26 protein-coding genes are annotated in these 25,914 nt (G+C 65.8%); 15 read left to right on the top strand and 11 right to left on the bottom strand.

Annotated features, from left to right (window positions below):
* Positions 1-215 precede the first annotated feature (215 nt).
* A complete protein-coding gene (gene purH / locus QQ977_RS14725) occupies positions 216-1,841 on the bottom strand; it encodes a bifunctional phosphoribosylaminoimidazolecarboxamide formyltransferase/IMP cyclohydrolase (protein WP_285926525.1) in 1,626 nt (541 codons plus the stop codon).
* A gap of 167 nt (positions 1,842-2,008) precedes the next feature.
* Here purH and purB point away from each other — a divergent pair, with 167 nt between their 5' ends.
* The gene (gene purB / locus QQ977_RS14720; RefSeq protein WP_285926524.1) at positions 2,009-3,403 is read left to right on the top strand and encodes an adenylosuccinate lyase; all 1,395 of its coding nucleotides are present in this window, start codon (positions 2,009-2,011) and stop codon (positions 3,401-3,403) included.
* 9 nt (positions 3,404-3,412) lie between these two features.
* On the opposite strand, the gene QQ977_RS14715 is transcribed toward purB, so the two are convergent.
* Entirely contained in the window at positions 3,413-4,066 is a 654-nt protein-coding gene (locus tag QQ977_RS14715) for a phosphate ABC transporter permease (RefSeq protein ID WP_285926523.1), read from the bottom strand.
* A 153-nt stretch (positions 4,067-4,219) separates the two neighbouring features.
* Positions 4,220-4,549 (bottom strand): cupin domain-containing protein, encoded by a 330-nt coding sequence (locus QQ977_RS14710; protein ID WP_285926522.1) that lies wholly within the window; start codon positions 4,547-4,549, stop codon positions 4,220-4,222.
* Positions 4,550-4,636: 87 nt separating this feature from the next.
* Between QQ977_RS14710 and QQ977_RS14705 the strand changes: the two genes are divergently transcribed.
* From QQ977_RS14705 to QQ977_RS14690, 4 genes are all read left to right on the top strand, one after another.
* The gene (locus tag QQ977_RS14705) at positions 4,637-5,068 is read left to right on the top strand and encodes a universal stress protein (RefSeq protein WP_285926521.1); all 432 of its coding nucleotides are present in this window, start codon (positions 4,637-4,639) and stop codon (positions 5,066-5,068) included.
* A gap of 116 nt (positions 5,069-5,184) precedes the next feature.
* Positions 5,185-5,391 (top strand): hypothetical protein, encoded by a 207-nt coding sequence (locus QQ977_RS14700; protein ID WP_285926520.1) that lies wholly within the window; start codon positions 5,185-5,187, stop codon positions 5,389-5,391.
* Positions 5,392-5,503: 112 nt separating this feature from the next.
* The gene (locus QQ977_RS14695) at positions 5,504-6,034 is read left to right on the top strand and encodes a hypothetical protein (RefSeq protein ID WP_285926519.1); all 531 of its coding nucleotides are present in this window, start codon (positions 5,504-5,506) and stop codon (positions 6,032-6,034) included.
* 104 nt (positions 6,035-6,138) lie between these two features.
* Positions 6,139-7,110 carry a phosphoadenosine phosphosulfate reductase family protein gene (locus QQ977_RS14690; protein WP_285926518.1) on the top strand — a complete coding sequence of 324 codons (972 nt, stop codon included), beginning with the start codon at positions 6,139-6,141 and terminating at the stop codon, positions 7,108-7,110.
* Between the two features lie 3 nt (positions 7,111-7,113).
* Here the strand turns inward: QQ977_RS14690 and QQ977_RS14685 are convergent, their stop codons facing one another.
* From QQ977_RS14685 to QQ977_RS14670, 4 genes are all read right to left on the bottom strand, one after another.
* On the bottom strand, positions 7,114-7,308 hold the full coding sequence (locus QQ977_RS14685; RefSeq protein WP_285926517.1) for a DUF7333 family protein: 195 nt from the start codon (positions 7,306-7,308) through the stop codon (positions 7,114-7,116).
* A 275-nt stretch (positions 7,309-7,583) separates the two neighbouring features.
* Complete coding sequence (locus QQ977_RS14680; RefSeq protein ID WP_285926516.1) at positions 7,584-8,333, bottom strand: hypothetical protein; 750 nt, start codon at positions 8,331-8,333, stop codon at positions 7,584-7,586.
* Between the two features lie 87 nt (positions 8,334-8,420).
* The gene (locus QQ977_RS14675; RefSeq protein WP_285926515.1) at positions 8,421-9,251 is read right to left on the bottom strand and encodes an aldo/keto reductase; all 831 of its coding nucleotides are present in this window, start codon (positions 9,249-9,251) and stop codon (positions 8,421-8,423) included.
* An 84-nt stretch (positions 9,252-9,335) separates the two neighbouring features.
* The gene (locus tag QQ977_RS14670) at positions 9,336-9,968 is read right to left on the bottom strand and encodes an HTH domain-containing protein (protein WP_285926514.1); all 633 of its coding nucleotides are present in this window, start codon (positions 9,966-9,968) and stop codon (positions 9,336-9,338) included.
* A gap of 152 nt (positions 9,969-10,120) precedes the next feature.
* Between QQ977_RS14670 and QQ977_RS14665 the strand changes: the two genes are divergently transcribed.
* The 3 genes from QQ977_RS14665 (at position 10,121) to QQ977_RS14655 (ending at position 12,626) form a co-directional block, all read left to right on the top strand.
* Positions 10,121-11,032 carry an RsmB/NOP family class I SAM-dependent RNA methyltransferase gene (locus QQ977_RS14665; protein ID WP_285926513.1) on the top strand — a complete coding sequence of 304 codons (912 nt, stop codon included), beginning with the start codon at positions 10,121-10,123 and terminating at the stop codon, positions 11,030-11,032.
* The gene (locus QQ977_RS14660; protein WP_285926512.1) at positions 11,029-11,559 is read left to right on the top strand and encodes a DUF7122 family protein; all 531 of its coding nucleotides are present in this window, start codon (positions 11,029-11,031) and stop codon (positions 11,557-11,559) included. The genes QQ977_RS14665 and QQ977_RS14660 overlap by 4 nt, the downstream gene beginning before the upstream one ends.
* A gap of 170 nt (positions 11,560-11,729) precedes the next feature.
* The gene (locus QQ977_RS14655; RefSeq protein ID WP_285926511.1) at positions 11,730-12,626 is read left to right on the top strand and encodes a universal stress protein; all 897 of its coding nucleotides are present in this window, start codon (positions 11,730-11,732) and stop codon (positions 12,624-12,626) included.
* A gap of 39 nt (positions 12,627-12,665) precedes the next feature.
* Here QQ977_RS14655 and QQ977_RS14650 read toward each other — a convergent pair whose 3' ends face one another.
* From QQ977_RS14650 to QQ977_RS14640, 3 genes are all read right to left on the bottom strand, one after another.
* The gene (locus tag QQ977_RS14650) at positions 12,666-13,874 is read right to left on the bottom strand and encodes an iron-containing alcohol dehydrogenase family protein (RefSeq protein WP_285926510.1); all 1,209 of its coding nucleotides are present in this window, start codon (positions 13,872-13,874) and stop codon (positions 12,666-12,668) included.
* A gap of 93 nt (positions 13,875-13,967) precedes the next feature.
* Positions 13,968-14,804, bottom strand: coding sequence for an alpha/beta fold hydrolase (locus tag QQ977_RS14645; protein ID WP_285926509.1), 837 nt, complete (start codon positions 14,802-14,804; stop codon positions 13,968-13,970).
* Positions 14,805-14,895: 91 nt separating this feature from the next.
* A complete protein-coding gene (locus tag QQ977_RS14640; RefSeq protein ID WP_285926508.1) occupies positions 14,896-16,464 on the bottom strand; it encodes a DUF790 family protein in 1,569 nt (522 codons plus the stop codon).
* Positions 16,465-16,562: 98 nt separating this feature from the next.
* Between QQ977_RS14640 and QQ977_RS14635 the strand changes: the two genes are divergently transcribed.
* A complete protein-coding gene (locus tag QQ977_RS14635; RefSeq protein ID WP_285926507.1) occupies positions 16,563-16,982 on the top strand; it encodes a DCC1-like thiol-disulfide oxidoreductase family protein in 420 nt (139 codons plus the stop codon).
* A 62-nt stretch (positions 16,983-17,044) separates the two neighbouring features.
* Here QQ977_RS14635 and QQ977_RS14630 read toward each other — a convergent pair whose 3' ends face one another.
* A complete protein-coding gene (locus QQ977_RS14630; protein WP_285926506.1) occupies positions 17,045-18,466 on the bottom strand; it encodes a DEAD/DEAH box helicase in 1,422 nt (473 codons plus the stop codon).
* A gap of 118 nt (positions 18,467-18,584) precedes the next feature.
* Here QQ977_RS14630 and grpE point away from each other — a divergent pair, with 118 nt between their 5' ends.
* From grpE to polX, 6 genes are all read left to right on the top strand, one after another.
* Positions 18,585-19,412: a nucleotide exchange factor GrpE gene (grpE, locus tag QQ977_RS14625; RefSeq protein WP_285926505.1), complete on the top strand. Its 828-nt coding sequence runs from the start codon at positions 18,585-18,587 to the stop codon at positions 19,410-19,412.
* A 69-nt stretch (positions 19,413-19,481) separates the two neighbouring features.
* Positions 19,482-20,240, top strand: coding sequence for an SDR family NAD(P)-dependent oxidoreductase (locus QQ977_RS14620; RefSeq protein WP_285926504.1), 759 nt, complete (start codon positions 19,482-19,484; stop codon positions 20,238-20,240).
* Between the two features lie 181 nt (positions 20,241-20,421).
* Positions 20,422-22,374 carry a molecular chaperone DnaK gene (gene dnaK, locus QQ977_RS14615; RefSeq protein ID WP_285926503.1) on the top strand — a complete coding sequence of 651 codons (1,953 nt, stop codon included), beginning with the start codon at positions 20,422-20,424 and terminating at the stop codon, positions 22,372-22,374.
* 127 nt (positions 22,375-22,501) lie between these two features.
* Positions 22,502-23,662, top strand: a complete 1,161-nt coding sequence (gene dnaJ, locus QQ977_RS14610; RefSeq protein WP_285926502.1) for a molecular chaperone DnaJ — start codon at positions 22,502-22,504, stop codon at positions 23,660-23,662.
* Between the two features lie 63 nt (positions 23,663-23,725).
* Positions 23,726-24,166 carry a DUF5788 family protein gene (locus QQ977_RS14605; RefSeq protein WP_285926501.1) on the top strand — a complete coding sequence of 147 codons (441 nt, stop codon included), beginning with the start codon at positions 23,726-23,728 and terminating at the stop codon, positions 24,164-24,166.
* Positions 24,163-25,914 (top strand): DNA polymerase/3'-5' exonuclease PolX, encoded by a 1,752-nt coding sequence (polX, locus tag QQ977_RS14600; RefSeq protein WP_285926500.1) that lies wholly within the window; start codon positions 24,163-24,165, stop codon positions 25,912-25,914. Before QQ977_RS14605 ends, polX begins: the two co-directional genes overlap by 4 nt.

Genomic DNA, 25,914 nt, shown 5'->3' with positions numbered 1-25,914 from the left:
GATTAGGGTGTCACAGAGTTCCTACACCGACCGATCGAAACACCTCACGCCTGGCGGAACCTTCGTGACACATTCGCGCTCTGTATCTTGCACGCGGTTATTGACAAGGCTCCGACAGTCGGCGTGTACTAAGCCCTCTATGATACGCTCCGTGTCCAAACCGGCGAGAACTCGAGAACTCGAGAGCTCGCGAGTTCGAGCAGGATACGCGACGCTCAATCGTGACGGAACGACCGTTGCCCCGTAAACGCCATGGCCATCTCGTGGTCGTTCGCCGCCTCGATCACGTCCTCGTCGTTGACCGACCCGCCGGGCTGGATGACCGCCTCGATGCCCGCCTTCGCGGCCTCCTCGATCCCGTCCGGGAACGGGAAGAAGGCGTCCGAGGCCATCACCGCACCCTCGGCGTCTTTGCCCTCGGCGTGTTCGTCGGCTTTCATCGCCGCGAGCCGGACGGCGTCGACGCGGGAGACCTGCCCCATCCCGATGCCGACCGTCTCGGTGCCGTCGGCGAAGAGGATGCCGTTCGACTTGACGTGTTTCAGGGTCTGCCAGGCGAAGACCATCGACTCGAGTTCGTCCGCGGTCGGCTCGCGGTCGGTGACGACCTCGAGGTCGTCGACGGAAACCGACTGGTCGTCGCGTTCCTGGACGAGCCGGCCGCCGACGAGCGGTTTCTCGGTGAAGCGTTCGGTTCGCTCGCCCAGTTCACCCACGTCGAGGACGCGCAGGTTGTCCTTTTCACGGAGGACCTCGAGGGCGTCGTCCGTGTAGCCGGGTGCGACGACGACCTCCTTGAACGAGTCGGTGATCAGGTCGGCCGTCTCGGCGTTGCACTCCCGATTCAGGACGACGATGCCGCCGAAGGCGCTCATCGGGTCCGTCGAGAGGGCCTTCTCGTAGGCCTCGGCGATCGAGTCGGCCGTCGCACAGCCGGCGGGGTTGGTGTGTTTGATCACCGCCGCGGCCGGCTCGTCGAACTCCGTGATGAGGTCCAAGGCCCCGTCGGCGTCGTTGTAGTTGTTGTACGAGAGGTCCTTCGCGCCCTCGTTTAACTGGTCGGCGTGGACCACCGAGGCCTCGTCGCAGGTGTAGTCGGCGTAGACCGCGGCGTCCTGGTGGGGGTTCTCGCCGTAGCGGAGCGTGTCGAGACGATCGCTCGAGACCACCCGTCGAGCCGGTAGCCCGCCCTCCTCGTCGGCGACGTCGGCCTCGATGGTGACCTCGCCGGTCTCCTCGTCGACCTCGATTGCACCGTCGGCGAACCACTTCACAGCCCGCGGGTACGCGCGGAACTCGCCCTCGTAGAGGACGCGCTCTTTCAGCGTCTCCGTATCGTCGCCCTCGTAGACGGGGATCGGCTCCTGGGTGACGATCGGCCCGCCGTCGACCTCGTCCTCGATGACGTTGCCCGCCCCGTCGGTCGCGTCCGTGACGACGTGGACCGTACAGCCCGTCACGGAGACGCCCGCCTCGAGCGCGTCACCCCAGGCGTCCATCCCAGGGAACGCAGGCAGCAACGAGGGGTGGACGTTGAGCGTCGTCGGCGCGGCCTCGAGGAACGTATCCGAGAGAATGCGCATGTAGCCGTCGAGACAGACCAGGTCGAACTCGTAGCCGGCAAGCGCCTCGAGGACGGCCTCTTCGTGTTCCCGTCGGCTCATGTCCTCCTCGAGCGGGACGACCTCGGTCGGAATCCCGCGCTCGTCGGCGGCCTCGAGTACGGGTGCGTCCTCGGTGTTCGTGAGGACGACGGACAGTTCCGCGCCGCCCGGCGCGCGGTCGGCGATGTTCAGCAGGTTACGCCCTCGGTTGCCGGCCATCCCGGCGATTCGCGTCATGGTCGAACGCCCGCCCGCGAGCGGGAAAGCGGTTGCGGTCTCTCCCGCAGGAGTATCCACGAACGTGGATATATCCGCCCGAGAAGACCCTGTACATCCCCTCGAGTGTGCACGTTCTCGCGGGGCATTTCGACATGCTTTTTGGCCGTGGCCGGGCAGGGACGAGCATGACCGATACCGACGCGCTGTACGCCGTCTCGCCGCTCGACGGCCGGTACGGCAGCCGAACCGCGCCGCTGTCGCCGTACGCCAGCGAGGCGGCGCTGATGCGTGCCCGCGTTCGCGTCGAAGTCGAGTACCTGATCGCACTCGCCGACCTCGAGGCGACGCCACTGGAACTCGACGACGCCGCCCGCGACGATCTGCGGGGACTGTACCGCCACTTCGCCGAGGAGGACGCCCGGCTGATCAAGACCCTCGAGGTCTCCGGCCACGGCGAGTTCGAGGCGACGAACCACGACGTGAAAGCCGTCGAGTACTTCATTCGCCACGAACTGCCCGACGACAGCGACGCCTCCGCGTGGATCCACTTCGGGCTGACCAGCGAGGACGTCAACAATCTCGCCTACCGGCTGCTCGTCCGCGACGCCGTCGACGAGGTCCTGTTGCCCGCGCTGTACGAGGTCCGTGACGCGCTGGCGGAGATGGCCCGGGAGTATCGCGACCTGCCGATGCTCGCCCGGACCCACGGCCAGCCCGCGACGCCGACGACCTTCGGCAAGGAGATGGCCGTCTACGCCGCCCGCCTCGGTCGAGCGACGGGGCAGATTCGCGAGGCGACCGACGGCCTCCGAGGGAAACTCGGCGGTGCCTCTGGCACCTACGCTGCCCACGTCGCCGCCTACCCCGACGTCGACTGGCCCGCCTTCGCCCGGGAGTTCGTCACGGAGTTGGGTCTCGAGTTCGAGCCACTCACGACCCAGGTCAACCCGTGTGATGACCTCGCCGCCCTGTTCGACGCGTTCCGGAGTGCGAACCAGGTCCTCCTCGACCTCGACCTCGACGTCTGGCTGTACGTCTCCGATCGCTACCTCGGCCAGGAGGCAGTCGAGGGTGAAACCGGCTCCTCGACGATGCCCCACAAGGTCAACCCGATCGACTTCGAGAACAGCGAGGGCAACCTCTCGAAGGCGAACTCCGACCTCGAGTTCCTCGCCGACTACGTCACCACCTCCCGACTCCAGCGGGACCTCTCGGACTCGACGGTCAAGCGAAACATCGGTGCGGCCTTCGCTCACTGTCTCATCGGCTACTCGAAAGCCGCCGACGGTCTCGCAAAGGTCGTCCCCAACGAACACGTCGTGTGCGAAGAGCTCGAGTCGACCCCCGAGATCATCGGCGAGGCAGTCCAGACGATCCTCCGCCGGGAAGGCCAGGACGATGCCTACGAGCGCGTGAAGGAACTCACCCGCGGCCAGGAGGTCACTCTCGAGGATTTCCGGGAGCTGTTCGACGACCTCGAAGTCGACGACCGCACCCGCGAGCAGTTGCTCGCGTTGACGCCGTCGGATTACGTCGGCGTCGGACCGGAGCTGGTCGACGAACTCGAGAAGAGTGGGTGAGGACGCGTCTTATCCGGCTTCGCCCCGCCGCCGATCCCGGAGCACGCTCGCGCCGGGCAACAGCTTCGCCACGCTGGTCACGTAACCGAACTTGAACAGCCCCAGCTGGGAGAGCACCCCGAGGATGAACAGGGCGAGAAACGGCACTGCGGTGACATCGAACAACAGCGGATCGAGACTCCCCGTCGCCTGCGCGGACTCGAGTGCCGAAAGCGTCACGGAACGGGTCGCTAACGCGCTGCCGACGAGTGCGGTGACGAGAATCGTCGCCGTCTTGGTCATCACCAGCCCGAGCAACGCCGCGGCGAGGCCGGTCCCGATCGCGACCGGCCACTCGAGGTACCACGCGCCGCCGGCGAGGACGGGAGAAAACACCGCGAGACCGAGGAAGGTACCGACGACGAAGCTCACGGTCGCGACAGCGACTGACAACAACAGATACGTGACGACGACGCCAGCGACGGCACCGACGACGACGCCGACGGCGGTCGCGACCAGCCCGTCTAGCCCGACCGCGGCACCGACTGCCGGTCCGAAGAGGTACCCGCCGCTTCCGCCCAGCCCCAGTCCCAGCGCGCCGACGCCGTAACTCGACAGCGTCGCACCTGCGAACAACAGAACCAGTCCGGCGAGAACCAGCCCCACGGAGACGGGATCTATCATACGCCGATACGTTCGAGCACAGGGCAAAGTACTTTATGTCTGACCGTCACCGAGGAGAATCCGTCTCGAGCGTTCGACGCACCCGCTCGTGGCCGCGTGTCACTGATGTGGTGGCGACGAACGAGTACGAGCGCGTCGAAGCCGAGCCCCGATTCAGGACGGAAGCGGACAGAGACTCGCGGTGAACACGACCGTCTCGTCGGTGTCGTTTCGCGCGCCGTGGTCGACGCCTCGTTCGTGGAGGACGACTCCCGGAGCCGAGACCCGTTCGTGCTCGTCATCTTGCAGAACCGTCACCGTCCCGGAGAGAACGTGAAAGACGTTCGTGCTGTCGGGGTGTTCGTGTGGCTCGAGCGTCGCACCCGGACCCAGCGCGAACGCCTTCACGAGCACGTCGTCCGTGACGACCACCTCCGCGGTCTCGATCTGGTCGGCGTCCGGTTCGAGGTCGGCGATCGCGTCGTCGTATCTCTCGAGGGACATACCGGTCGTTCGATCGCGACCCTCAAAACGACCGCGGCTACAGCCCCGACCAAAACACTTCTCACCTCGGAATGAGTGCAGCCGACTATGTACGACGACGTCCTCGTGCCGACGGACGGCAGCGCCACCGTCGCACAGACCCTCGAGCACGCGATCCCGATCGCCGCGGACAACGACGCGACGATCCACGCGCTGTACGTGATCGATACCCGAATCCTGCAGGCGGCGACCGACGAGACGCGTACGGAGATCGAAACGAAACTCGAGGACGAGGGCGAAGACGCCGTCGCCGCCGTCGCCGACCGGGCCGCCGAGGCCAGCCTCGAGACCACCGAATCGGTTCGACGCGGGACGCCGTCGAAGACGATTCTCGAGTACGCCGACGAGGAAGACATCGACCTGATCACCATCGGTACCCACGGGAAAAGCGCACGGGAGAAGCAGTTCTCGATGGGTAGCGTCTCCGAACGGGTCGTCGACGACGCGGCGACCCCGGTGTTCGTCGTCCGAGAGGCGTGAGTCCTTCGTAGGGCTATCGTGAAGATATCCGGAAAAACACTGAACCATCCAAACGAATCTTAACTTTAGCTATACGTACGTTTTATCACGGTACACAGCGTCACATCGGATTCAGGATGGCCGATGGCACGATGGACATGAAAGACCTGTTCCGTTTCGTGGCCGTACTCGTCGTCGCAGTGGTAATTCTGGGTGGGGCCTGGGCTCTCACCGGCGGAGAGTTTACCGTCGTGGACGTGATCATGGCAGCGTTCGCTATTGCTGTCTTTGCGATTATCGTAATCAGGGTCGGCGGATTTATCATCGCTATCCGAAGTCGTTGACCGATGGACGTCCGATGGTCGACACGTTCTCCGTGAGTCCCCGAATGCGACGACGGCTGATAGTGACTCTATTTTCCAAACACTCATTACGCCGTAGCGACCGGTGCAGCGCATGCACCGACGGCAACTCGTGGCCGCGATCGGTGGCGGACTCTCGCTCTCGCTTGCAGGGTGTACTGGCTTCGGAAACGGCCCACCCGACGACTGGCAGACCGTCCGGGCCTGGATGGACGATGCTGTCTCGACCGTCGAGACGGCCCAGATCGCGTTCGACGCGTGGCTCGAAGAGCCCGCAGAGGCGGGGACCGACGAGCTGGTCGAGGTCGCCGCCGAGGCCGACGCGTTGCTCGGGGAGTACGACGCGGAGGTTGCGCCACTCGAGGCCGAGATCGACGAGTGGGGGTTTACCGCGACTGCCGACGACGAGGAGTGGGACGTCGACGGCCGACAGCTCTCCGATACGCTCACGGGGCTGTGGCTCGTTCTCAACGACGTCGAGGTCGGCTACGAGTGGGTCGAAGACGCCAATGGCGATCCCGACGCGCTCGATCCCGACGGCGAAGACAGGATCGAGAACGTCTTCGAGATGGGCGACGCGGTCGTCGCGGAAGCGCGGTACAAGCTGACCGGCTCCGACGGCTGACCGGCGCGACTCCGGGAGTCGCCGGCCGGCGAGTTCACAGTACCGACAGAGGTTTCCGGCGTCCCAAAGCGTTTTACGCTCCTAATTATATCTAATTACAGCTCATGCCCGAGAACTTTCCCGACTACGTCGACGTCGACTACCAAGACGGTGCTGGCGAAGATCCCGAAGACTACCTGCGTCTCGAGGACAAAATCGAGAAAGCGATCGAGGTCACCCACACGGGACTCGAGGAGTACGAGAACCCGGCGGTGATGTGGACCGGCGGCAAGGACTCGACGCTGACGCTTTATTTCATGAAAGAAGTCGCCGAGGAGTACGGCTACGACCTGCCGACGGCGATCTTCATCGACCACTTCCAGCACTTCGAGGACATTCACAGCTTCGTTTCCCGCTGGGCCGAGGAGTGGGACCTCGAGGTCGTCTACGCCCGCAACGAGGACGTCGGCGAGTACGTCGACGAACACGACCTTACGCCCGGCGACGACATCCCGGTCGACGCCCTCTCAGAGCACAACCACCATCACGTCCGCGAGATCCTCGAGTACGAGGAGGAGACGTTCCCGTTCTTGCTCGATACGTACGTCGGTAACCATCTGCTGAAGACCGTCGCCCTGAACAACGCCTTAGAGGAGTACGACGTCGATGGCGTCATCTCGGGCGTGCGCTGGGACGAACAGGAGGCCCGCGCCGACGAGACGTTCTTCTCGCCGCGACACGACCCCGAGATCTACCCGCCTCACGACCGTATCCAGCCCATCCTCCAGTTCGACGAGACCGCCGTCTGGGAGGCGTTCTGGAACTACGTCGTTCCCGACACCGTCCCCGAGTTCCCCGACGACGGCTACGTGCCAGAAAGCGCCGACGACCTTCCGAACGACCTCACACAGGAGGACATCCCCGTCTCGCCGAAGTACTTCGCCGGCTTCCGGTCGCTTGGCAGCGAGGTCTCCACCGAGAAAAGCGACGAGGAACCAGCCTGGCTCCAGGATCTCGCAGAGACGACCGAACGCGCCGGCCGCGCCCAGGACAAAGAGGACCTGATGCAGCGTCTGCGCGACCTCGGGTACATGTAACGGTCAGTTCGTCGCCCGGTACTGTCCGTGTGCGACGCCGATCGCGAGGGTGATCAGCCCGAAGATCACCATCGACGGCGTCACCATCATCAACACGGTGTCGGTCGTCATACCCATCGGCATCGTCAACAGTGCACCTGTTCCGATCGCGACGACCAAGACGAACGCGACGACGGTCTTCGGCAGGTCGAGTTCCATACGCAAGCGTTAGCAGTCAGTTCTCCTAATGGTATCGGGAACCGGCAGTACGTTCGGATTCGGCAGATCGAGGACGACTCGAGGGCAACAATTGGACGTTCCGACTCATACTGTCGGACGAAAATCCTGGCGGATTTTCGCCCGCCAGTATCGAACACGGTGTTTCAGTGTCCGGGCGCTCATCACGGGACAGCAGTCCCGTTCTTCGCGCCCGCTGTTTCGTCGGCTGTCCCGATTGTCGTCTTCTTTCGTTTACGTACTTCTGTCCGACAGTATCACTCCGAGGGTCGGACGAGATTCGCCAGCGCGACGAGTCCGCCGAGGAACCAGCCGAGCGGAAACGAGAATCCGACCCACATCGCCGCGTAGGCGACGCCCTCGAGTTCGTAGTTGGTCCGGAGGTAGTCGTTGAGTCCGCCGACGAACAGGACGGTATCGAGCAACCAGGCGGCGAAGTCGTAGCTCGGCTCGAGGACGTACGGCTCGAGCGACGGCGTGACGAGTGCGGCGACGACCGGCGGGAGAAAGATCGCGGTCATCGCGAACGGATACGCGAGCGCGACCGACGTCCCGCGGCCGCCGACTTTCGAGAACGTCGCCGCGAGCGCTGCCGAGACGACCGCGGCGACGCTCGCCGCGGCGACGGCGAGAAACGCATCGAACGGAAGCTGGATGTGAGCGAGGACGGTCAACGCTCCCCAGATCAGGATCGCGAGACCGGTTACGCCGGCGATCCCCAGTCGCGTCGTCGTCGAGTCGAGTTTTCTCGCGTAGTAGCGAGTCGCAAAGCCAAACACCGTCAGCGGATAGAGGACGACGAGCCCGAGCACGCCCAGGGTGCTCCAGAACCGGTACGCGACCGTCTGGGGGAGAGTCTCCGGTTTCCACTTGCCCATCACGGAGTGGCCGCGGCCGCGCTGGCGCGGGAAGGCCAGTTCCATCCACGCCCCGTACAGACGCTCGAGGTCGACCCTCACCGCGCCGACGATACCACCACCACCGCCGCTTCGTGCGCGGGTAGCCATACCGGATCACAACTTGCGGGGTACCGTTAACTTTCGGGTTTTTCACGGCACGAAGACAGTTGGGTACAACGACGGGTCGGGAGTCGATCAGTTCCAGGGGCCAAAGCTCGGGTCGACCTCGCGACGTCGCCGGTCGACGCCGTCGATCGCCGCGACGTCCTCGTCGTCGAGCTCGAGGGCGAGCGACGCCCAGTTGTCAGCGATGTGGTCTCGTCCGGTCGCTTTGGGGATCGCCGTGACGCCTTTCTCGCGCAGCCAGGTGAGGCTGACCTGCGCTTCGCTGACGCCGTGTTTCGACGCGACGTCCTGGATCGCAGGAACGTCAAAGACGGCGCCGCGAGCGATCGGCGTGTACGCGACGAGCTCGACGTCGTGGCGGTCGCAGGCCTCGCGTAGCTCTCGCTGTGGCAATAGCGGGTGCATCTCGACCTGGTTCGCGGCGATGGGGGCGTCACAGACGTCGATCGCCTCCTCGAGCAGTTCCGGCGAGAAGTTACTCACGCCGATTCGGTCGATCAGTCCATCGTCGTACAGCTCGGCGAACGCCGGCAGGGTCTCGTCGGGGACGTACGTCTCGGTCGGCCAGTGGACGTACAAGAGGTCGACCGCGTCGACACCCAGCCGGTCGAGACTCGCTCGAGCGGCCTCGCGAACGTCGCCACGACCGAGGTCCGTATACCAGAGCTTGGTCGCGAGAAAGACCTCCTCGCGGTCGACGGCGGCCTGTCGGATCCCCTCGCCGACGGCGACCTCGTTGTCGTACATCGCCGCCGTGTCGACGTGCCGATAGCCGAGCTCGAGGGCGGTCCGGACGCTCTCTGTACACTGATCCGGATCGGTGTTCCGGTAGGTGCCGAGTCCGAGCCGCGGTATGCCGTCGACCGTCGGACAGTCTTCGGGACCGATGTCGGGCTCCATGGACGAGAGATAACCGAGCAGCTGAAAAGAGGTTGTGATATCGCCGGGACGGACTCGGATCGATTCGGGAACGAAAACAGACGCTTACGTCTCGGGCAGGGTCGGCGATCGCGTCGGCCTCGTCACCGGTGACAGCGAGACCGGGACGTACTGGCCGTCGGACATCGTCTCGCCGATCCACTCGCAGTCGCGACAGACGTAGACGCCCTGACCGTTCACGAGGCGACCGTCACACTCCGGACAGGTGTCCGGCTCCGGCGACTCGAGCGCCGGCGATCCCATCGGCGTGGGCAGTTCGCCGGTCCGAAGCGTCGCGATCGTATCGGTGGCCGTGTAGGTCTCCTCGCCGTCGGAGTGTGGGAACACGCCGTACAGCTCGTCACCGCGGTAGACGGCGAGACACAGCATCGGGGTCACGAGCACGTCTTTCGTCCCTTCGGTCAGGGTCGAACGCGTTCGCTCTCTAAACGGGGGATAGATGCTCACCCCCTGCCGGTCTGCCCACCGTTCGAACCGATCGACCGCGTCAAGCACCTCCGGGTACGGACTCTCCGACGAGATCGTCACCTCCTTGGGCCAGCTTCGGAGCAATACCGTGTCGATCGTTCCCTCGTTTTCGCACTCGTTGAGCGTCTCTACCTGCTGGTCTACCGGCTCGAGAAGCAGGGGGGCACGTACGTGACAGACTACCGTTGTTTCCGCTGACGTTCTCGACATAGTTATCAACCAGCTATCCGTTCGTTCAACGATCCCTCCAATAAGCGTTTCTGACAGGATTGTTACAGTATGTCGGAACGAGATCCGGCCGACTGCCGGCGATCGTCGCCGCTTCGAAACCCACAAACGCCGGGGGAGCGAAGCCGCGGGCGATGGAGTCACTCGAGCGGTACCGGCCGGTCATCGACGACTTCGAGGCGTTTCTGTCCGCCTGCCGGCGAGATCTGGGAATCGCCGTGCGCGTGAACACGATCAAAGCGAGCGTCGAGCGGGCAACGACGACCCTCGAGGAGGAAGGCGTCGGCTACGAGCAGGCCGACTGGAACCCCCGCGTACTGGGCCTCGAGACGGACTCACCGGGGTCGACGTGGACCTCCTACCACGGCTTCACCCACGGCCAGGAGGAGGTCTCGGCGGTGCCGCCGGTCGTGCTCGATCCCGAGCCCGGCGAGCGGGTCTGGGACGCCTGTGCCGCACCCGGCGGGAAGGCGACTCAACTTGCCGCCCTGATGGACGACCGCGGCACCGTCGTGGCGAACGACAACAACCTCGGTCGACTCTCCGCGCTTCGGTTCAACGCCGAACGCCTCGGCGTGACCGCGATGGCCGTCACGAACCAGGACGCTCGCAACTACTCGCTGAAACCGCTCGCGTTCGACGAGTTCGATCGCGCGCTCGTCGACGCCCCCTGCTCGTGTGAGGGGACGATCCGGAAGAACCCCGACGCACTCGAGGACTGGTCGCTGGATCACGTCCACTCGGTCGCGGGCATCCAGAAGGGCATTCTCCGACGGGCGATCCAGGCCACCCGCGAGGGCGGGACCGTCGTCTACTCGACGTGTACGTTCGCCCCCGAGGAGAACGAGGCCGTCGTCGACCACGTCCTCGACCGGGAGGACTGTCGGGTCGTTCCCTTCGAACTCGACCTCGAGCATTCGCCGGGGGTCACCGAGTGGGAGAACGAGACGTACGACCCGAGTCTCGAGCACGCGGCCCGGATCTACCCCCACCAGAACGACACGGGTGGGTTCTTCGTCGCGAAACTGGAGGTGACCGCCGAATGAGCGAGGACGGCGACAGCGACGCACTCGAGCAAAACGTCGGCCAGCAGTTCGACCGTCTCCCGGCGACCGACGCCGAACGGACCGTCGAGGGGCGGGTGAGCCGTGGCGACGTCCTCGCGTACTTCGCGGACCGCTTTGGCATTCCGCCCGAGACGTTCGACGAGCACACGTTCTGGGAGAAGGGCGCGGGCAAGATCTGGATCTACGCCGGCGAGTCACCCTCGCCTGCCGAACTCGAGGCGCTCGGAATGACCTGTCTGCGGACGCGCCAGGAACACTGGAAGCCGACCACCGACTTCGTTCAGCGATTCGGTGCCCACGCCAGGACGTGTGTCATCGAACTCTCCCGCGAGCAGGCCCGTCGGTTCGTCGCCGGCGAAGACCAGGAGCTCGCCTGGGACGGCGACTGGGGCTACCTGATCGCCGCCCACGAACTCGGTGGCGACCGCGAACCGCTCGGCGTCGGACTCTACGTCCACGGCGAGTTGCGCTCGATGGTGCCGAAAGGGAGACAGCGAGATTTGTAACGAACGCTACTGATCACCTGCTCGGACGGAACGTGTGCGTCAGATGATATCGGTGCGTGTCATGGAGGCACATGGGTGGCGAGCCCGAAAACCGTGCTGGCGGGTCAGTCTCCGACCGCCGCCTCGTCGGTTCCCACCGTTATTTTACGACGGAGGTCATATCACGCATCATGAACCGATCGATCGAGTCAGTACTGATTCCCACCGACGGCAGCGACGGTGCACTCGCCGGCGCGAAACACGGCCTCGCACTCGCCAGCACGGTCGGAGCCGATGTCTCTACCATCTCCGTCGTCGACACGACCGAGGCCGACGCCCCCGAGCGCATGCTCGCAGCCGAGGAGGACTCGCCGTTCGAACGCAGTGCCGAAGAGGCCGTCGAGACGGTCGCGGCACTCGCCGCCGACGTCGACGCCGACCTCGAGGTCGAAACGGTCGTCGAACGCGGCGCTCCGTCCAGGGTCATCGAGTCGTACGCCGACGAGCAGGGAATCGACGTCGTCGCGATGGGGACGGAAGGGAGGACCGGCCTCGAGCGAGCCCTGCTCGGCAGCGTCACCGAGAACGTCCTCCGGACCGTGAGCGTGCCGGTGCTCGCCGTGCCGCCGGCGTCGCCCGAGCCGACGGGCGACGGTGGCTACGGGAGCGTCCTGTTGCCGACCGACGGGAGCGAACCGGCGACCGTCGCCGTCGAGTGGGGAATCGCCCTGGCCGAGACGTACGACGCGACAGGGCATGCGATCTACTCGGCCGATACGAGCCGGCTTCTGACCGGCGACGGGGTCGACGAACTCTTCGCCGCGCTCGAGCAACGCGGCGAGGACGCGCTCGCGACGGTGCGAGAACGGGCGACCGAAGCGGGCGTCAGCGTCAGAGGGACTCTCGCGAGCGGTCCGCCGGCGCGGGTGATCCTCGAGTACGTCGACGACAACGACATCGATTTCGTCGTGATGGGTACCCACGGACGGTCAGGGATCAGACGGCGCCTGCTGGGAAGCGTCACCGAGAACGTCGTTCGAAACGCCGACGTGCCCGTGTTTTGCGTCCCAGCAGGCGGAGACGAGTGACGACGAGCGAACTCGCCAGAAGCGTCGCCGGGTATCGAATCACCAGGCCGCCTGCAGCACGGAACCGATCTCCTCGACGGTGGGATCGACACCGGGCGGGTTACGTGCGTGTTTGTAGTTGCCGTGGATCGCCTCGGCGACGTCGCGGACGTGATCGCGCGTCAGTCCCTCGACGTCTCTCAGACGGGTCGGGAGTCCGAGCGCGTCGCGAATTTCGATTACGTCCTCGACGATCGCGTCCGCAACAGCGTCGTCGCGTTTGCCCGCGGTGTCGATCTCGAGTCCGTCTGCGATCCGGCGTCGGGAGCCGTCGGCGTTGTCGAATACGTACCGAAGCACGTGCGGGGCCACGATACCGTGAACGACCCCCTGTTGAACGTCGTACTGGCCAGAGATACCGTTCCCGAACGTGTGGATGATGTTCGTCTTCCGTCCGTACTGTACGAGCAGGGTTCCGAGCACGGCGTGGTCGTACGCCGGATCGTCGACAGCGGCGTCGACGAGGTTTGACAGCCCGGCGCGGTAGTGTCGAAGTCCCTCGATTGCGTGGGCGGTGGCGATCGGCGTCGTCTCCCGCGAGTAGATCGTTTCGATCCCCTTGTCGAATCCGTTCATCGCCGAGGACGCGAGCACGTCAGTCGGCGTCGTCGCGTACAGCTCCGGATCGGAGACGTTCGCGTCGGCCATGAGCCGCGAGTCAGAGATATTGGCAGCGATTCGATCCGCATCGGGGGCGTGCGCTTCCGTGGCGACGAAGACGCTCCCGCCCGCGGAGACGTCAGCGCCCGGCATCGTCGTCGGGACGGCGACGTTCGGGATCGGTTCGGTCGACGCGGCGGGCGACGGCACCGTCTGCGTCTCGAGAACCTCCTCGACGACGTCCTCACGAGGACGGTCCAGTGGCGCGATCGAGCACATCGCTCGAGCGACGTTCAGGGAGCTTCCGCCGCCGAGCCCGACGACGGCGTCGGCGTCGGTGTCGTGGATCGCGTCGACGCCGTCGAGGACGGTCTCGAGCGATTTCTCCGGCGTCGTTTCGTCGAAGACGCCGACCAGCCGATCGCCGATCCCGGTCGTGACGGGGTCTATCACGTCCCGGTTCGCGCCGACGTTCGAGCCGCAGACGACCAGCGCGCGTTCCGAGCCGATCTCCTCGAGGACCTCGCCGAGTTTCGCGACGCAGCCACGCCCATATACGATTTCGGTCGGAACGTACTCGAAGTCGAATGCAGTGGGTGTCTCGACCATCGATGTCGGGGAGTGGTAACACGCAGTCATTAGCGTGCTGTTTCTCCCGTCGCCGCGGACCGCCGTCACCGAGGGCGCTCCCTCGATCGGCATCTACGATCGAGCCCGCGCCGGCTCGCCGGCGAGAAACTGCCTCACCCAGTCGTCGAACGCCTCCTTTCGCTCGAGGAAGGCCCCGTGACGAGCCCCGCGGAACATCGCGAGCTGGGCGTCGGGCAGCTCGTCGTGTGTTTCGCGCAGGATTCGTTCGGGAAAGAACGGGTCGTCGTCGCCGCCGATGACGAGCGTTCGCGGCTCGATCCGCGCCAGACGGTCCGTGGCGTCGTACTCGAGGACGGCGTCGACCGAGTGGAGGAAGTCGTCGGGATCTGCCGGCGCCGGCGGTCTGATCCGACCGACCGTCCGAGAGAGTCGCGGGTAGAGCTGTCGTCGCCAGCCGGTGTACATCGCCTCGAGAAACGCCGATCGGATCTCGGTCCACCTGCCTTCGACGCCGTATCGGCGAAGTCGCCGGAGCACCCGGACGCTCTCGGCTGCGAGCCGACAGCCGGCGACGGCGACGACGAGCCGGTCGACCAGGTCCGGTCGTTCGTACGCGAGTTCCTGGCCGATCAGCCCGCCCATCGAGATGCCGAGTACCGAGGCGGGTTCGACGTGTCGTTCGAGAACGTGTGCGTAGTTCTGGGCCAGCTCGCGGATCGACGTTCCTTCGGGGAGCCCCCGGGGACGGCTCACGACGTACACCGTGTACTCCTCGAGAAACCGCCGAAACTGGACTGCGACGCCCATGGCTCCGGGGCGGCCGTACTCGCCGTCGAACATCGCGTCGCCGATACCGGGGATGACGAGTACCGTCTTCGGGCCGTCGCCGACCCGGACGTAGGGGAACTGTCCCGCGAGCTGACCGGTCTCCGGACGTGGTACGCGCATTGGGATCCTCTCTGGGTATTCCACTACACCGACGACAAAAACGCTTGGTCGGCTGCGGCCGACGTCCGGCTGAGGCATCTCGATCGGACTGTCACTCTTGCTTCCGGACGATGCCGCCACCGAGCCCTTCCCACTCGACGCGATACCCGAGCGACGAGAGGGCGGCGCTCGCGTCGGTGATCCCGACCGCCTCGAGGACCGATTCGGCCTCGGCGAGGCGCATGCCGGGCTCGAGTTCGTCGTCTACGGTCTCGAGGACCGACGGCCGAATCAGCGTCCGACCCACGCGGTCGTGCTCCGGGAATCGCTTCCCCTCGAGGGCGGCCTCGCTGACGCCGTGACAGGCGGCGAGTTCGGCGAGCGTGACGACGTCGTCGTCGTCGGGGACGAGCTCGTCGGGCAAGGCGGCGGCGTTCGCCGCAGTCAGCTCCCGTTCGTACTCTGTGAGGACGTCGACGACGTCTTTGACCCGGACTCGATCCGCGTAGGTGATCACCCGGTGGTCGCGGGCCTCGATCTCCTCGCCGACGCCGAGGCTCTCGTCGACCGCCACCAGCAGGTCGACGTCTTCTACGTCCTCGAGTTGGGCGAGTTTCTTTTCGACGTACTCGGGGGTCCAGAAGCCGACGATCTCGAGGTAGATCCGGAAACGGCGGTCGGTGTCGTGGTCGTGGTCGCACGGGCCACTCCCCGTCTCAGGATCGGAGGACACGTCGTGGGCGTACTCGAACGCGAAGTCGGGGATCATCACCCGCGTCCCCGTCGCCAGCGGCTCGGGTTCACGCAGCAGTTCCCACTCGAGGTCGAGACGCTCGATCCGGCCGGCGAAGTCGGCCTCGACCGTGCTGTCGAACTCGACGTCGGCGACGGGCTCGGCATCTGGAACGCGGACGGGATCGGAGTCCGAAAGCGAGAGCGTCCGTTCGGTGCCACGGTCGTCTATCGTCGCTTCGAGATACCACTCGTCGGCTTTCGCGACCGTCCGCAGCAAACGGGCAAAGCGGGTGCCGTACCGGCGGGTCGCCCGGAACAGTCGCGTCGGTCCGGTGACGACGAACTCGCGTCCGCGTTCGGTCTCGTGGATCTCGTACATCAACCGAAGGCGCTTGATCGCCGAGACCAGCGCCTTCGGATCGCTCGAGCGTACCCGAATCTCGGTGGCGTCGAACAGCGCGGTCTGGGCAAGCGAGAGGTTGTACTGGGCGAGCAGGTCGTTGGGACCCCACCGCGAGTCGACGCTCGCCAGAATCTGTCGCTCCTCGAGGTCGGCGTACAGCGCGCCCTCGATGTCATCAGCTGAGACCTCGAGCGATTCACCGGCACGAATCAACGCCATCGCCCGGTCGTCGGCCGTGACGACGCCGACGGCTTCCGCCGCCTCGAAGGCCGCCTCCCTGGCACGTTCGGGAGCGACGGCCGCCCGCGTCTCGAACGTCGCCTCGCGCTCGAGCAAGGACTTGAACCCCCGGACGAGCTTGTAGTCGTCGGCCTCGCGCTCGCAGTCTTCGAGGGCCGACTCGAGGGTCGCCCGCGGTTTCTCGACGTGGCCCTGGAAGGTGCCGATGACCCGCGCAGCGAGCGGCCGGTGCTCGCGTCCGGCGAACTGTGGGTGAAAGCCGCCGCCGGCCCGGGAGACGCGAAGCAGGTCCTTCGTCAGCATCTACCCGTCGGTGGGGGACTCGAGGGCAAAAGTCACCCGAACGTGGACCACAGAGGTCGAGTGTCACCTATTAGTCGTCGGCCGTGGTACACCGGTCCATGAGCGACGCGCTTCTCGTGTACGACGACGACTGCGGCTTTTGCACCTGGTGGGCCGAGTTCTTCGAGGCGCGTTCCGACGTGCCGATCGTCGGCTTCTCCGACCTCGAGTCGGAACTCCGGGACGAGCTTCCCGACGACTACGATCGGTGTGCCCACCTGGTGACGCCCGAGATGCGATACTCCTGTGGAGCCGCGATGGAAGAAGCGTTCGTCCGATCGACCGTCGGCCGACCGCTCCGGCCTGCGATCGAGTTCTTGCGGCGGTTCGACGACTACACCGCCGTCAGGGAGTGGGCGTACGGCCGGGTCGCGAACAACCGCATGCTGTGGGGGAAGTTGCTGTCGAAGACACCACCGGCGAGAGAACGACGGACGGCCGACGCAGCGGGGGAGTATACTGCCGGACGTAAGTCGTGAAAGATTCGCGCCGCCCCGGGGTGGCGCGAATCTTCACACAGTTACGTCCGATAGTATAGCGGTCACCGACGGCGGTCGGCGATCCGTTCCTCGGCGGTGTCGCCGCTTACGACCTCATAAAGCAGCGCACGACGGCCGTCCTCGGTCGGCCGGAGGATCCGACCGAGTCGTTGGGTGAACTCGCGTTCGCTGCCGCTGCCGGAGAGAACGACCGCGACGTTCGCGTCGGGGACGTCGACGCCCTCGTCCAGGACGTTCGAGGTCACGACCCGCGAGTACGTCCCCTCGCGGAATTGCTCCAGAATCTCCCGGCGTTCGCTCGCGCCCGTCCGATGGGTGATCGCCGGGATCAGAAAGCGTTCCGAGACGTCGTATGCGAGGTCGTTGTACGCCGTGAAGACGATGATCCGATCGTCGGCGTGATCGGCGAGGATCCCCTCGAGCGCATCGAGTTTCGCTTCGCTGCCGTAGACGATCTCGCGAGCGCGCTGTTTGGCCAGCAGGGCCTCGCGAGCCCTTGGGTCCGACCCGGAGCGTTTGACGAGTTCCTGGTAGTCCGAGCCGCTTCGAAGCTCGAGGGTCGATCGTGCGAGGTAGTCGGTGAACGTCTCCTGGTTGCGGTCGTAGGCCTCGCGTTCCTCGGGGGTGAGCGACACCTCGAGGCGTTTGACGTCGTAGGCGGCGAGATGGTCGCCGGCGAGGTCGTCGACGTCGACGCGACAGACGAGCGGACCGACGACGTCTTCGATCACCTCGTGTGCGCCGTCGGGTCGCTCGAAGGTGGCGGTCAGCCCCAACCGGGCCGGTGCGGAAAGCAGACGGGCGATCTCTCGATACCCCTCGCCGCCGAGGTGGTGTACCTCGTCGAAGACGACCAGCCCGAACCGGTCGCCGACCGCGTCGGCTTTGAGGTACGCCGAGTCGTACGTCGAGACGGTGATCGGCTCGCGGCGTTGCTCGCCGCCGCCAAAACGTCCGACCGGAACCGAAAACTCTTGCTCGAGTTCTCGAATCCACTGCTCGAGTAAGTCGATCGTCGGGACGACCACGAGCGTCGACACCCCGAGGCGTTCGATCGCTTTCAGCCCGACGACGGTCTTGCCGCTGCCGGTCGGAAGCTCGAGGACGCCGGCGGGAGCCGCATCGACGGGGACGTCCGCGAGCCCGCCCCAGCGGTCGGTGTCGAACCAGTCGGCGAGGGCGTCGTGCTGGTAGGATCGGAGTTCGTACGCCGACTCGAGAGCCGAAAGCGGTGGAGACGAGAGAACGCGATCGTCGACCGCGAGGCCGGCTCGTTCGAGCGCGACGCGGAGGTCGACGTAGCGGTACGCAGGGGTGCGATACGTCCCCGTTCGCTCGTCGCGCTCGAGGACCGACGGTGGCGACTCGAGGCGGGCGAGGTCGCCGTCGACGCGAACCGTCCCGTCCTCGTAGGCGAGCGTGATCGTGTCCACGACATCACCTGTTCCGGGCGGACAGTACATATATGCCACTACCCGATACGGGTGTCGATGGATCCCGAAACTGCCTGTGGGTGCACCGACGACGGTCGTTCGACGGCGTACCTCAACCCTTTTATTACCGCTGTGCCTTGACTGAGACATGAGCGAAGACGAGCGGACGGACTCGGCCGTTTCGGGTGTCTCGTCCGAGGCGGAACCCGACGACGAGACGGACGTCGACGAGCCGTCGGCGTCTGACTCCTCGAGCGACGGCGAGCCGACGGCGGACGCCCCGGACGACGCCGATCACGAGTCGGCGGTCGAAGCCGGAGGCGTTCTCGACCGGATCACCGAGTACGACGACGAACTCGCGGCCGACGTCTCCGCGATCGTCGAAACTGCCCGCGACCTCGAGGAGGCGGTCGAGACCCAGCGTGCGGAACTGGCGGACTTGCGCGAACGCATCGACGACCAGGCCGAGACGATCGAGGAGAAAGACGAACGGATCGACGACCTCGAGAGCGCGTTGAAACGCACCAAGGCCGACTTCCAGAACTACAAGAAACGCGCGAAAAAGCGCCAGCAACAGCTCGAAGAGCGGGCGACAGAAGACCTCGTCACCCGACTGGTCGACGTCCGGGACGACCTGAAACGCGCTCTCGAAGAGGAAAGCGGCGACGCCGAGGCGCTTCGCGACGGCGTCGAGATGACGATGCGGGAGTTCGACCGCGTACTCGAGGAAGAAAACGTCGAAGAGATCGACCCCGATCCCGGAACCGAGGTCGATCCACAGCGCCACGAGGTGATGGTTAGAGTCGACAGCGCCCTGCCGGAAGGGACCATCGACGAGGTGTACACGTCGGGCTACGAGATGGCCGGCAAGGTCATCCAGGACGCACAGGTGACGGTGAGCAACGGCGCGCTCGCCGAGGAGGACGACTCGAGCGACGACGAATCGGCGGCAGAAAGCGACGACGCGGAGACGTAGTCGATCGTCGAGACGTCGCCCGTGTTGGCAGTGTGACAGCCTTATCATGATGCATGGTGAGCGTACGGCATGGTCTCGATAGCCGACAGCGTTCTCGTCGTCACCGGTGGTGCATCGGGTATCGGTCGCTCCGTCGCTCTCGAATTCGCCGACGAGGGGGCGTCCGTCGTCGTCACCGACGTCGACGAGGACGGGCTCGAGGAGGTCGTCGACGAGATCGACGCGGACGGCGGCGAGGCGATCAGTGTCGTCGGCGACGTCGCCGATCCCGACAGCGTCGAGGTGATCGTCGATCGAGCGACCGAGGCGTACGGAACGATCGACGTCCTCTGTAACAACGCGGGAGTCTTCGACGACTTCGCGTCGCTCGAGGAGGCTGACGAAGCGCTGTGGGATACGATCGTAGACGTCAACCTGAAGAGCGTGTTCCTGCTCACGAAGGAAGCTCTCCCGGCGCTCACCGATGGCGAGTCCGAAGGCGTCGTGGTGAACGTCTCCTCGGTCGCTGGCAAGGTCGCTGGCGGTGGTGGCGTCGCCTACACGTCCTCGAAACACGGCCTGATCGGGTTCACCAGACAGCTCTCGTACGATTACGGTCCCGAGATCCGTGCCAACGCCATCTGCCCTGGCTTCATCGAGACCAGGATGACCGAGGATCTGATCGAGGAGACGCCCGACGAGGTCGACGAACTCGTCCAGGCGACGCCCGCCAGACGGTACGCCGACCCGGCGGAAGTCGCCAGTGTCGTCCGCTTTCTCGCGAGCGACGAGGCCTCGTTCATGCACGGGGCTGCCGTCGACGTCGACGGCGGCTGGCTCGTCGACTGAGACGGATTGCTGTAACGATGTACCGTCGCCCCCACACCGACTCGTCTCCCGGTTCACTCACCGCGTAGCCGATCGTTTCTCGCCCACCCTGGTCGCCTCGCCGACGGCCGGCGTGGATTTAATTCGCACCAGAGGTGCGTGTAGCAAGCTTTAAAACAAAGTGCGCGTAACTACCGCCAAGATGGCGAGCAACAAGATTCTCGGAATCGACCTCGGAACGACGAACAGCGCCTTCGCCGTCATGGAAGGCGACGATCCGGAGATTATCGCCAACGCCGAGGGCGATCGGACGACGCCCTCAGTCGTCGCCTTCACCGACGACGAGCGCCTCGTCGGAAAACCCGCGAAAAATCAGGCGATCCAGAATCCCGAAAAGACGATCGCCTCGATCAAACGCCACATCGGCGAGGAGGAGTACACCGTCGGGATAGACGACGAGGAGTACACGCCCGAAGAGATCTCGGCGATGATCCTCCAGAAGATCAAACGCGACGCCGAGGAGTACCTCGGTGAGGAAGTCGAGAAAGCCGTCATCACGGTGCCGGCCTACTTCTCCGACCGCCAGCGCCAGGCGACCAAAGACGCCGGCGAGATCGCTGGCTTCGAGGTCGAACGGATCATCAACGAGCCGACCGCCGCGTCGATGGCCTACGGACTCGACGACGAGTCCGACCAGACGGTGCTCGTCTACGACCTCGGTGGCGGCACCTTCGACGTCTCCATCCTCGACCTCGGTGGCGGCGTCTACGAGGTCGTCGCCACGAACGGGGACAACGACCTCGGCGGCGACGACTGGGACCAGGCGATCATCGACTGGCTCGCCGCGGAGTTCGAGGACGACCACGGCATCGATCTCCGTGAGGACCGCCAGGCCCTCCAGCGACTGAAAGACGCCGCCGAGGAGGCAAAGATCGAGCTCTCGAGCCGCAAGGAGACGGAGATCAACCTGCCCTTTATCACCGCGACCGACGACGGCCCGATCCACCTCGAGAAATCGCTCACCCGCGCGAAGTTCGAGTCCCTGACCAGCGACCTCATCGGCCGAACCGTCGAACCGACCGAGCAGGCCTTAGCGGACGCCGGCTACGAGAAAGACGACATCGACGAGGTCATCCTCGTCGGTGGCTCGACCCGGATGCCCCAGGTCGCCGAGAAGGTCGAAGAACTCACCGGCAAGGAGCCCCAGAAGAACGTCAACCCCGACGAGGCCGTCGCACTGGGTGCGGCGATCCAGGGTGGCGTCTTGAGCGGCGACGTCGACGACATCGTCCTGCTCGACGTCACGCCGCTGTCGCTGGGTATCGAGGTCAAAGGTGGCCTCTTCGAACGGCTCATCGAGAAGAACACGACGATTCCCACCGAGGAGTCGAAGATCTTCACCACCGCCGCGGACAACCAGACCTCCGTGCAGGTGCGCGTCTTCCAGGGCGAGCGCGAACTGGCCGAGAAGAACGAACTGCTCGGGGAGTTCCACCTGACCGGCATCCCGCCAGCCCCGGCCGGAACCCCACAGATCGAGGTCTCCTTTAGCATCGACGAGAACGGTATCGTCAACGTCTCCGCCGAAGACAAGGGCTCGGGTAACGCCGAGGAGATCACGATCGAAGGCGGTGCCGGCCTCTCCGACGAGGAGATCGAACAGCTGCAACAGGAGGCCGAAGAACACGCCGAGGAAGACCAGAAACGCCGCGAGCGCATCGAGGCGCGCAACACCGCCGAGGCGACGATTCAACGCGCCGAGACCTTACTCGAGGAAAACGACGAGAACGTCGACGACGACCTGCGAGAGGGGATCGAAGCGGCGATCGAAGACGTAGAGGAGACGATCGACGACGACGAGGCCGACGCCGAGGAGATCGAGGCGGCGACCGAGGAGCTGAGCAAAGAACTCCAGGAGATCGGCAAGCAGATGTACGACGCTGACGCCGCCGGAGCGGGTGCCGGCGGTGCTGGCCCGGGTGCTGGTGCCGGTGCTGCGGGTGCTGGTGCCGGTGCTGCGGGTGCTGGTGCCGGTCCCGGCGCAGGCGCTGGCCCTGGCGGCATGGGCGATATGGGCCCCGATGCCGGCGCTGGTGACGAGGAGTTCGTCGACGCCGACTTCGAGGACGTAGACGACGAAGACGACGAGAACTGATCGACCACCGTTAGCCACTCGGCGCGTGGCGTCTCTTCTGAGAGGTCGCCGATCGCAGTCCGACGCAACTCGAGCGTCTCGGGAACGGTCGTTTCAAGTGGGTCAACGGATTATCGGGTGACAACGAATGAGCGAGGACTTCTACGACGTGCTCGGCGTGAGTCCGGACGCGTCGGCCGAGGAGATCAAACAGGCCTACCGAGAGAAGGCTACCGAGTACCATCCGGACGTCAGCGACGACCCCGACGCCGAAGAGAAGTTCAAGAAGATCCAGAAGGCAAAGCAGGTTCTGACCGACGAGGAGAAACGGGAAGCCTACGACCGGATGGGCCACGACCGGTACGAACAGGCCGAAAAGCACGGCTTCGACGCCGGCGACGCCGGCCAGGGCGGCGGCCCGTTCGGCGGCATGGGTGGTGGCGGCATGGGCGGCGGTGGCGGCGGCCTCGGGGACATCTTCGAGCAGGTCTTCGGCGGCGGTGGCCGCGGGCGTGGCCGATCGCGACCACGGAAGGGTCGTGACCTCCGGACCGAACTCCACATCGATCTCGAGGAGGCCTACGACGGCGCAGAGAAGCAGTTCACCGTCGAACGACCGGAGGAGTGTGCGACGTGCAACGGCATGGGTCATCCGCCCGAGGCCGACTCCCGGACCTGTCCCGAGTGTCAGGGTCGGGGCCAGGTCACCCAGGTCCAGCAGACGCCGCTTGGCCGCGTCCAGCAGACGACGACCTGTCCGCGCTGTGAGGGCGAGGGGACGCTGTATTCCGAGACCTGCAGCGACTGTCGCGGCGAGGGCTACGTCCGCGAGGAGGCGACGCTGTCGATCGAGGTACCCGCGGGAATCGACGACGGCCAGACGTTACGGATGGAAGGCGAGGGCGCACCAAGTCCCGACGGCGGCCCCCACGGCGACTTGCTGATCGACGTCTCGATCGCAGACCACGACGAGTTCGACCGCGAGGGGGCCGACCTCTACTACCGGCTGCCGATCTCGTTCCCGCAGGCCGTCTTCGGCGACACCGTCGAGGTGCCCACGCTGGACAGCGCAGTCGAGTTCGAGATCCCCGATGGCACCCAAAGCGGCGAGCGGTTCCGCCTCGAGGGCAAGGGGATGCCCCGGCTCCAGCGGCGCAGTCATGGCGACCTCTACGTGACGGTCCAGGTCGTCACCCCCGAGAGCCTAAACGCCGAACAGCGCGAGGCGCTCGAGGCCTTCGCCGAGGCCGGCGGGGAGGAGATCGAGGTCAGCGAGGGCTTCTTCGATCGGCTGAAGTCGACCTTCTAGCCCGACGCTCCGGACGGGGCCGGCCGCGGTATATTTTTTGCCCCGCACCACCCAGTTTCTGGCGTGCAACCGTACGAGCGAAAGCAGTTGCTCGAGCGCGTCGAGCGGGAGGGCGCGACCGTCGGCGCGGAGATTCCGGAGACGATCGAGGTCCAGGGCGAGGAGATCGACCTCCGGACGTTCGTCTTCGAGATCAAGCGCCGTGAGACGGTGCCCGCGGGCGAGCGCGACCGCGTCGAGCAGGCCAAGCGGAACCTGCGACGCGAGCGCCTCGAGCGCGTCGAGCGTATCGAAGAGGGCGACATCGACCGCGAGGAGGGCGAGGAACTCGCCAGAAGCGTCATCGGGATCGATCGGGCGCTGAACGCCTTAGAGAGTCTCGGCCCGACCGACCTCGAGCGCGAACAGCAGGCCACGGAGGCCGCCGACAGGAAACGGTGGATGTCCTTCCTCAAGAAGGCGCTCGGCCAGGACGACGACGCGTCCGCACGGAGGGGGCGATGACGACCAACGCCGAACTCGCCGCCCGGCTCGAGGCGTTCGCGGACTTGCTCGAGGCCGACGACGTCGAGTACAAACCCCGGGCCTATCGCCGGGCGGCCGAGAACGTGGCCGCCTACCCGGTGCCGATCGCCGATCACGTCGCGTCGGACGATCGCGAGGCGATCGAGAACATCGACGGCGTCGGCGAGGCCATCGCCGCAAAGCTGATCGAGTACGTCGAGACGGGCGAGATCGAGGAACTCGAGGAGCTGCGCGCGGAGCTACCGGTCGAGATGGCCGATCTCACCCGAATCGAGGGCGTCGGCCCAAAGACCGTCGGGACACTCTATCGCGAACTCGGGATCGAGACGCTCGACGACCTCGAGGAGGCCGCCGAGGCCGGCGAGATCCAGGAGGTCAAGGGGTTCGGCCCGAAGACCGAGCAAAACATTCTGGAGAACCTCGAGTTCGCCCGCGAGGTCGGCACTCGCCAGCTACTCGGAGAGGCCCGGCCGCTGGCCGACGACGTGCTCGCGTACCTCGAGGGCCTCGAGGCCGTCGAGCGCTGTGCGGTGGCGGGCTCGATCCGTCGCTGGCGGGCGACGATCGGGGACGTCGACGCCCTGGCAGCGACCGACCGCGGGGAGGCGGTCGTCGAGGCACTCCTCGAGTGGGACGCCGTCGACAGCGAGATCGAGTCCGGGCCGGCGAAAGCGAGTGTCAGGGTCGGCGAGATGCGGGTCGATCTCCGGGTCGTCTCCCCCGAGGAGTTCGGCTCGGCGCTGCAGTACTTCACGGGGAGCAAAGACCACAACGTCCGGCTGCGGAACTACGCGATCGAACGGGGAATGAAGCTCAACGAGTACGGCGCCTTCGACGTCTCGGACGTCGCGGATCACGAGGCGGGCCAGCGCGTCGGCGACCGCGTCGCCGGCGAGACCGAGGCAGGCATGTACGAGGCACTCGGCCTGCCGTGGATTCCACCCGAGTTACGCGAGGACCGCGGCGAGATCGACGCGGCCGAACGCGACGCGTTGCCGGACCTGCTCGAGCGGGCGGACGTCCGTGGCGACCTCCACACCCACACCGAGTGGTCCGACGGCAACAACACGATCGCGGAGATGGTCGCTGCCGCCGAGAAACGGGGCTACGACTACTTCTGTATCGCCGACCACGCCGAGGGGCCGGGCGTCGTCGGCGGCGTGGGGCTCTCGGAGGACGAGATTCTCGAGCAGGTCGAGGAGATCCGGACCGTCGACGAGAACTCCGACCTCGAGGTGTTCGCCGGTATCGAGGCGAACGTCGACGCCGACGGCGAGATCGGCCTCTCGGCGGACGTGATCGACGCGCTCGACCTGGTCGTCGCCTCGCCACACAGCGGCCTCGGTCAGGACGCCTCGACGGCCACGGAACGGCTCGTCCGGGCGATCGAGAACCGCGCCGTCGACGTGCTCGGCCATCCCAGCGGGCGGCTGCTCAACCGCCGGGAGGGACTCTCCTTCGACGCGGGCGTCCTCGCCGAGGTCGCCGCCGACCACGAGACGGCCCTCGAGGTCAACGGCAATCCGCGCCGGCTCGACCTCTGGGGCAGTGCCGTCCAGGCGGCCGTAGACGAGGGGGCGACGATCGCGATCAACACCGACGCTCACCGGCCAGCGACGCTCGAGTACATGCGCTGGGGCGTTCACACCGCCCGCCGGGGGTGGGCCGAGGCCGACGACGTGATGAACACGTGGCCGATCGAGAAGTTGCAGGCGTTTCTCCACTGA

Source organism: Natrialbaceae archaeon AArc-T1-2 (assembly GCF_030273315.1).
GTDB lineage: Archaea > Halobacteriota > Halobacteria > Halobacteriales > Natrialbaceae > Tc-Br11-E2g1.
The sequence above is the reverse complement of the archived record's forward strand: the minus strand, read 5'-3'. Positions and strand labels throughout refer to the sequence as shown.

What these genes read in the sequence shown, in the direction of transcription:
- dnaJ (WP_285926502.1), top strand. Translation starts at nt 22,502, where the DNA reads ATGAGCGAGGACTTCTACGACGTGCTCGGCGTGAGTCCGGACGCGTCG.
- QQ977_RS14670 (WP_285926514.1), bottom strand. Translation starts at nt 9,968, where the DNA reads ATGTCGAGAACGTCAGCGGAAACAACGGTAGTCTGTCACGTACGTGCC.
- purH (WP_285926525.1), bottom strand. Translation starts at nt 1,841, where the DNA reads ATGACGCGAATCGCCGGGATGGCCGGCAACCGAGGGCGTAACCTGCTG.
- QQ977_RS14665 (WP_285926513.1), top strand. Translation starts at nt 10,121, where the DNA reads ATGGAGTCACTCGAGCGGTACCGGCCGGTCATCGACGACTTCGAGGCG.
- QQ977_RS14650 (WP_285926510.1), bottom strand. Translation starts at nt 13,874, where the DNA reads ATGGTCGAGACACCCACTGCATTCGACTTCGAGTACGTTCCGACCGAA.
- QQ977_RS14700 (WP_285926520.1), top strand. Translation starts at nt 5,185, where the DNA reads ATGGCCGATGGCACGATGGACATGAAAGACCTGTTCCGTTTCGTGGCC.
- grpE (WP_285926505.1), top strand. Translation starts at nt 18,585, where the DNA reads ATGAGCGAAGACGAGCGGACGGACTCGGCCGTTTCGGGTGTCTCGTCC.
- purB (WP_285926524.1), top strand. Translation starts at nt 2,009, where the DNA reads ATGACCGATACCGACGCGCTGTACGCCGTCTCGCCGCTCGACGGCCGG.
- QQ977_RS14645 (WP_285926509.1), bottom strand. Translation starts at nt 14,804, where the DNA reads ATGCGCGTACCACGTCCGGAGACCGGTCAGCTCGCGGGACAGTTCCCC.
- QQ977_RS14695 (WP_285926519.1), top strand. Translation starts at nt 5,504, where the DNA reads ATGCACCGACGGCAACTCGTGGCCGCGATCGGTGGCGGACTCTCGCTC.
- QQ977_RS14635 (WP_285926507.1), top strand. Translation starts at nt 16,563, where the DNA reads ATGAGCGACGCGCTTCTCGTGTACGACGACGACTGCGGCTTTTGCACC.
- QQ977_RS14675 (WP_285926515.1), bottom strand. Translation starts at nt 9,251, where the DNA reads ATGGAGCCCGACATCGGTCCCGAAGACTGTCCGACGGTCGACGGCATA.
- QQ977_RS14640 (WP_285926508.1), bottom strand. Translation starts at nt 16,464, where the DNA reads ATGCTGACGAAGGACCTGCTTCGCGTCTCCCGGGCCGGCGGCGGCTTT.
- QQ977_RS14690 (WP_285926518.1), top strand. Translation starts at nt 6,139, where the DNA reads ATGCCCGAGAACTTTCCCGACTACGTCGACGTCGACTACCAAGACGGT.
- QQ977_RS14680 (WP_285926516.1), bottom strand. Translation starts at nt 8,333, where the DNA reads ATGGCTACCCGCGCACGAAGCGGCGGTGGTGGTGGTATCGTCGGCGCG.
- QQ977_RS14655 (WP_285926511.1), top strand. Translation starts at nt 11,730, where the DNA reads ATGAACCGATCGATCGAGTCAGTACTGATTCCCACCGACGGCAGCGAC.
- polX (WP_285926500.1), top strand. Translation starts at nt 24,163, where the DNA reads ATGACGACCAACGCCGAACTCGCCGCCCGGCTCGAGGCGTTCGCGGAC.
- QQ977_RS14630 (WP_285926506.1), bottom strand. Translation starts at nt 18,466, where the DNA reads ATGTACTGTCCGCCCGGAACAGGTGATGTCGTGGACACGATCACGCTC.
- dnaK (WP_285926503.1), top strand. Translation starts at nt 20,422, where the DNA reads ATGGCGAGCAACAAGATTCTCGGAATCGACCTCGGAACGACGAACAGC.
- QQ977_RS14710 (WP_285926522.1), bottom strand. Translation starts at nt 4,549, where the DNA reads ATGTCCCTCGAGAGATACGACGACGCGATCGCCGACCTCGAACCGGAC.
- QQ977_RS14715 (WP_285926523.1), bottom strand. Translation starts at nt 4,066, where the DNA reads ATGATAGATCCCGTCTCCGTGGGGCTGGTTCTCGCCGGACTGGTTCTG.
- QQ977_RS14705 (WP_285926521.1), top strand. Translation starts at nt 4,637, where the DNA reads ATGTACGACGACGTCCTCGTGCCGACGGACGGCAGCGCCACCGTCGCA.
- QQ977_RS14660 (WP_285926512.1), top strand. Translation starts at nt 11,029, where the DNA reads ATGAGCGAGGACGGCGACAGCGACGCACTCGAGCAAAACGTCGGCCAG.
- QQ977_RS14620 (WP_285926504.1), top strand. Translation starts at nt 19,482, where the DNA reads ATGGTCTCGATAGCCGACAGCGTTCTCGTCGTCACCGGTGGTGCATCG.
- QQ977_RS14685 (WP_285926517.1), bottom strand. Translation starts at nt 7,308, where the DNA reads ATGGAACTCGACCTGCCGAAGACCGTCGTCGCGTTCGTCTTGGTCGTC.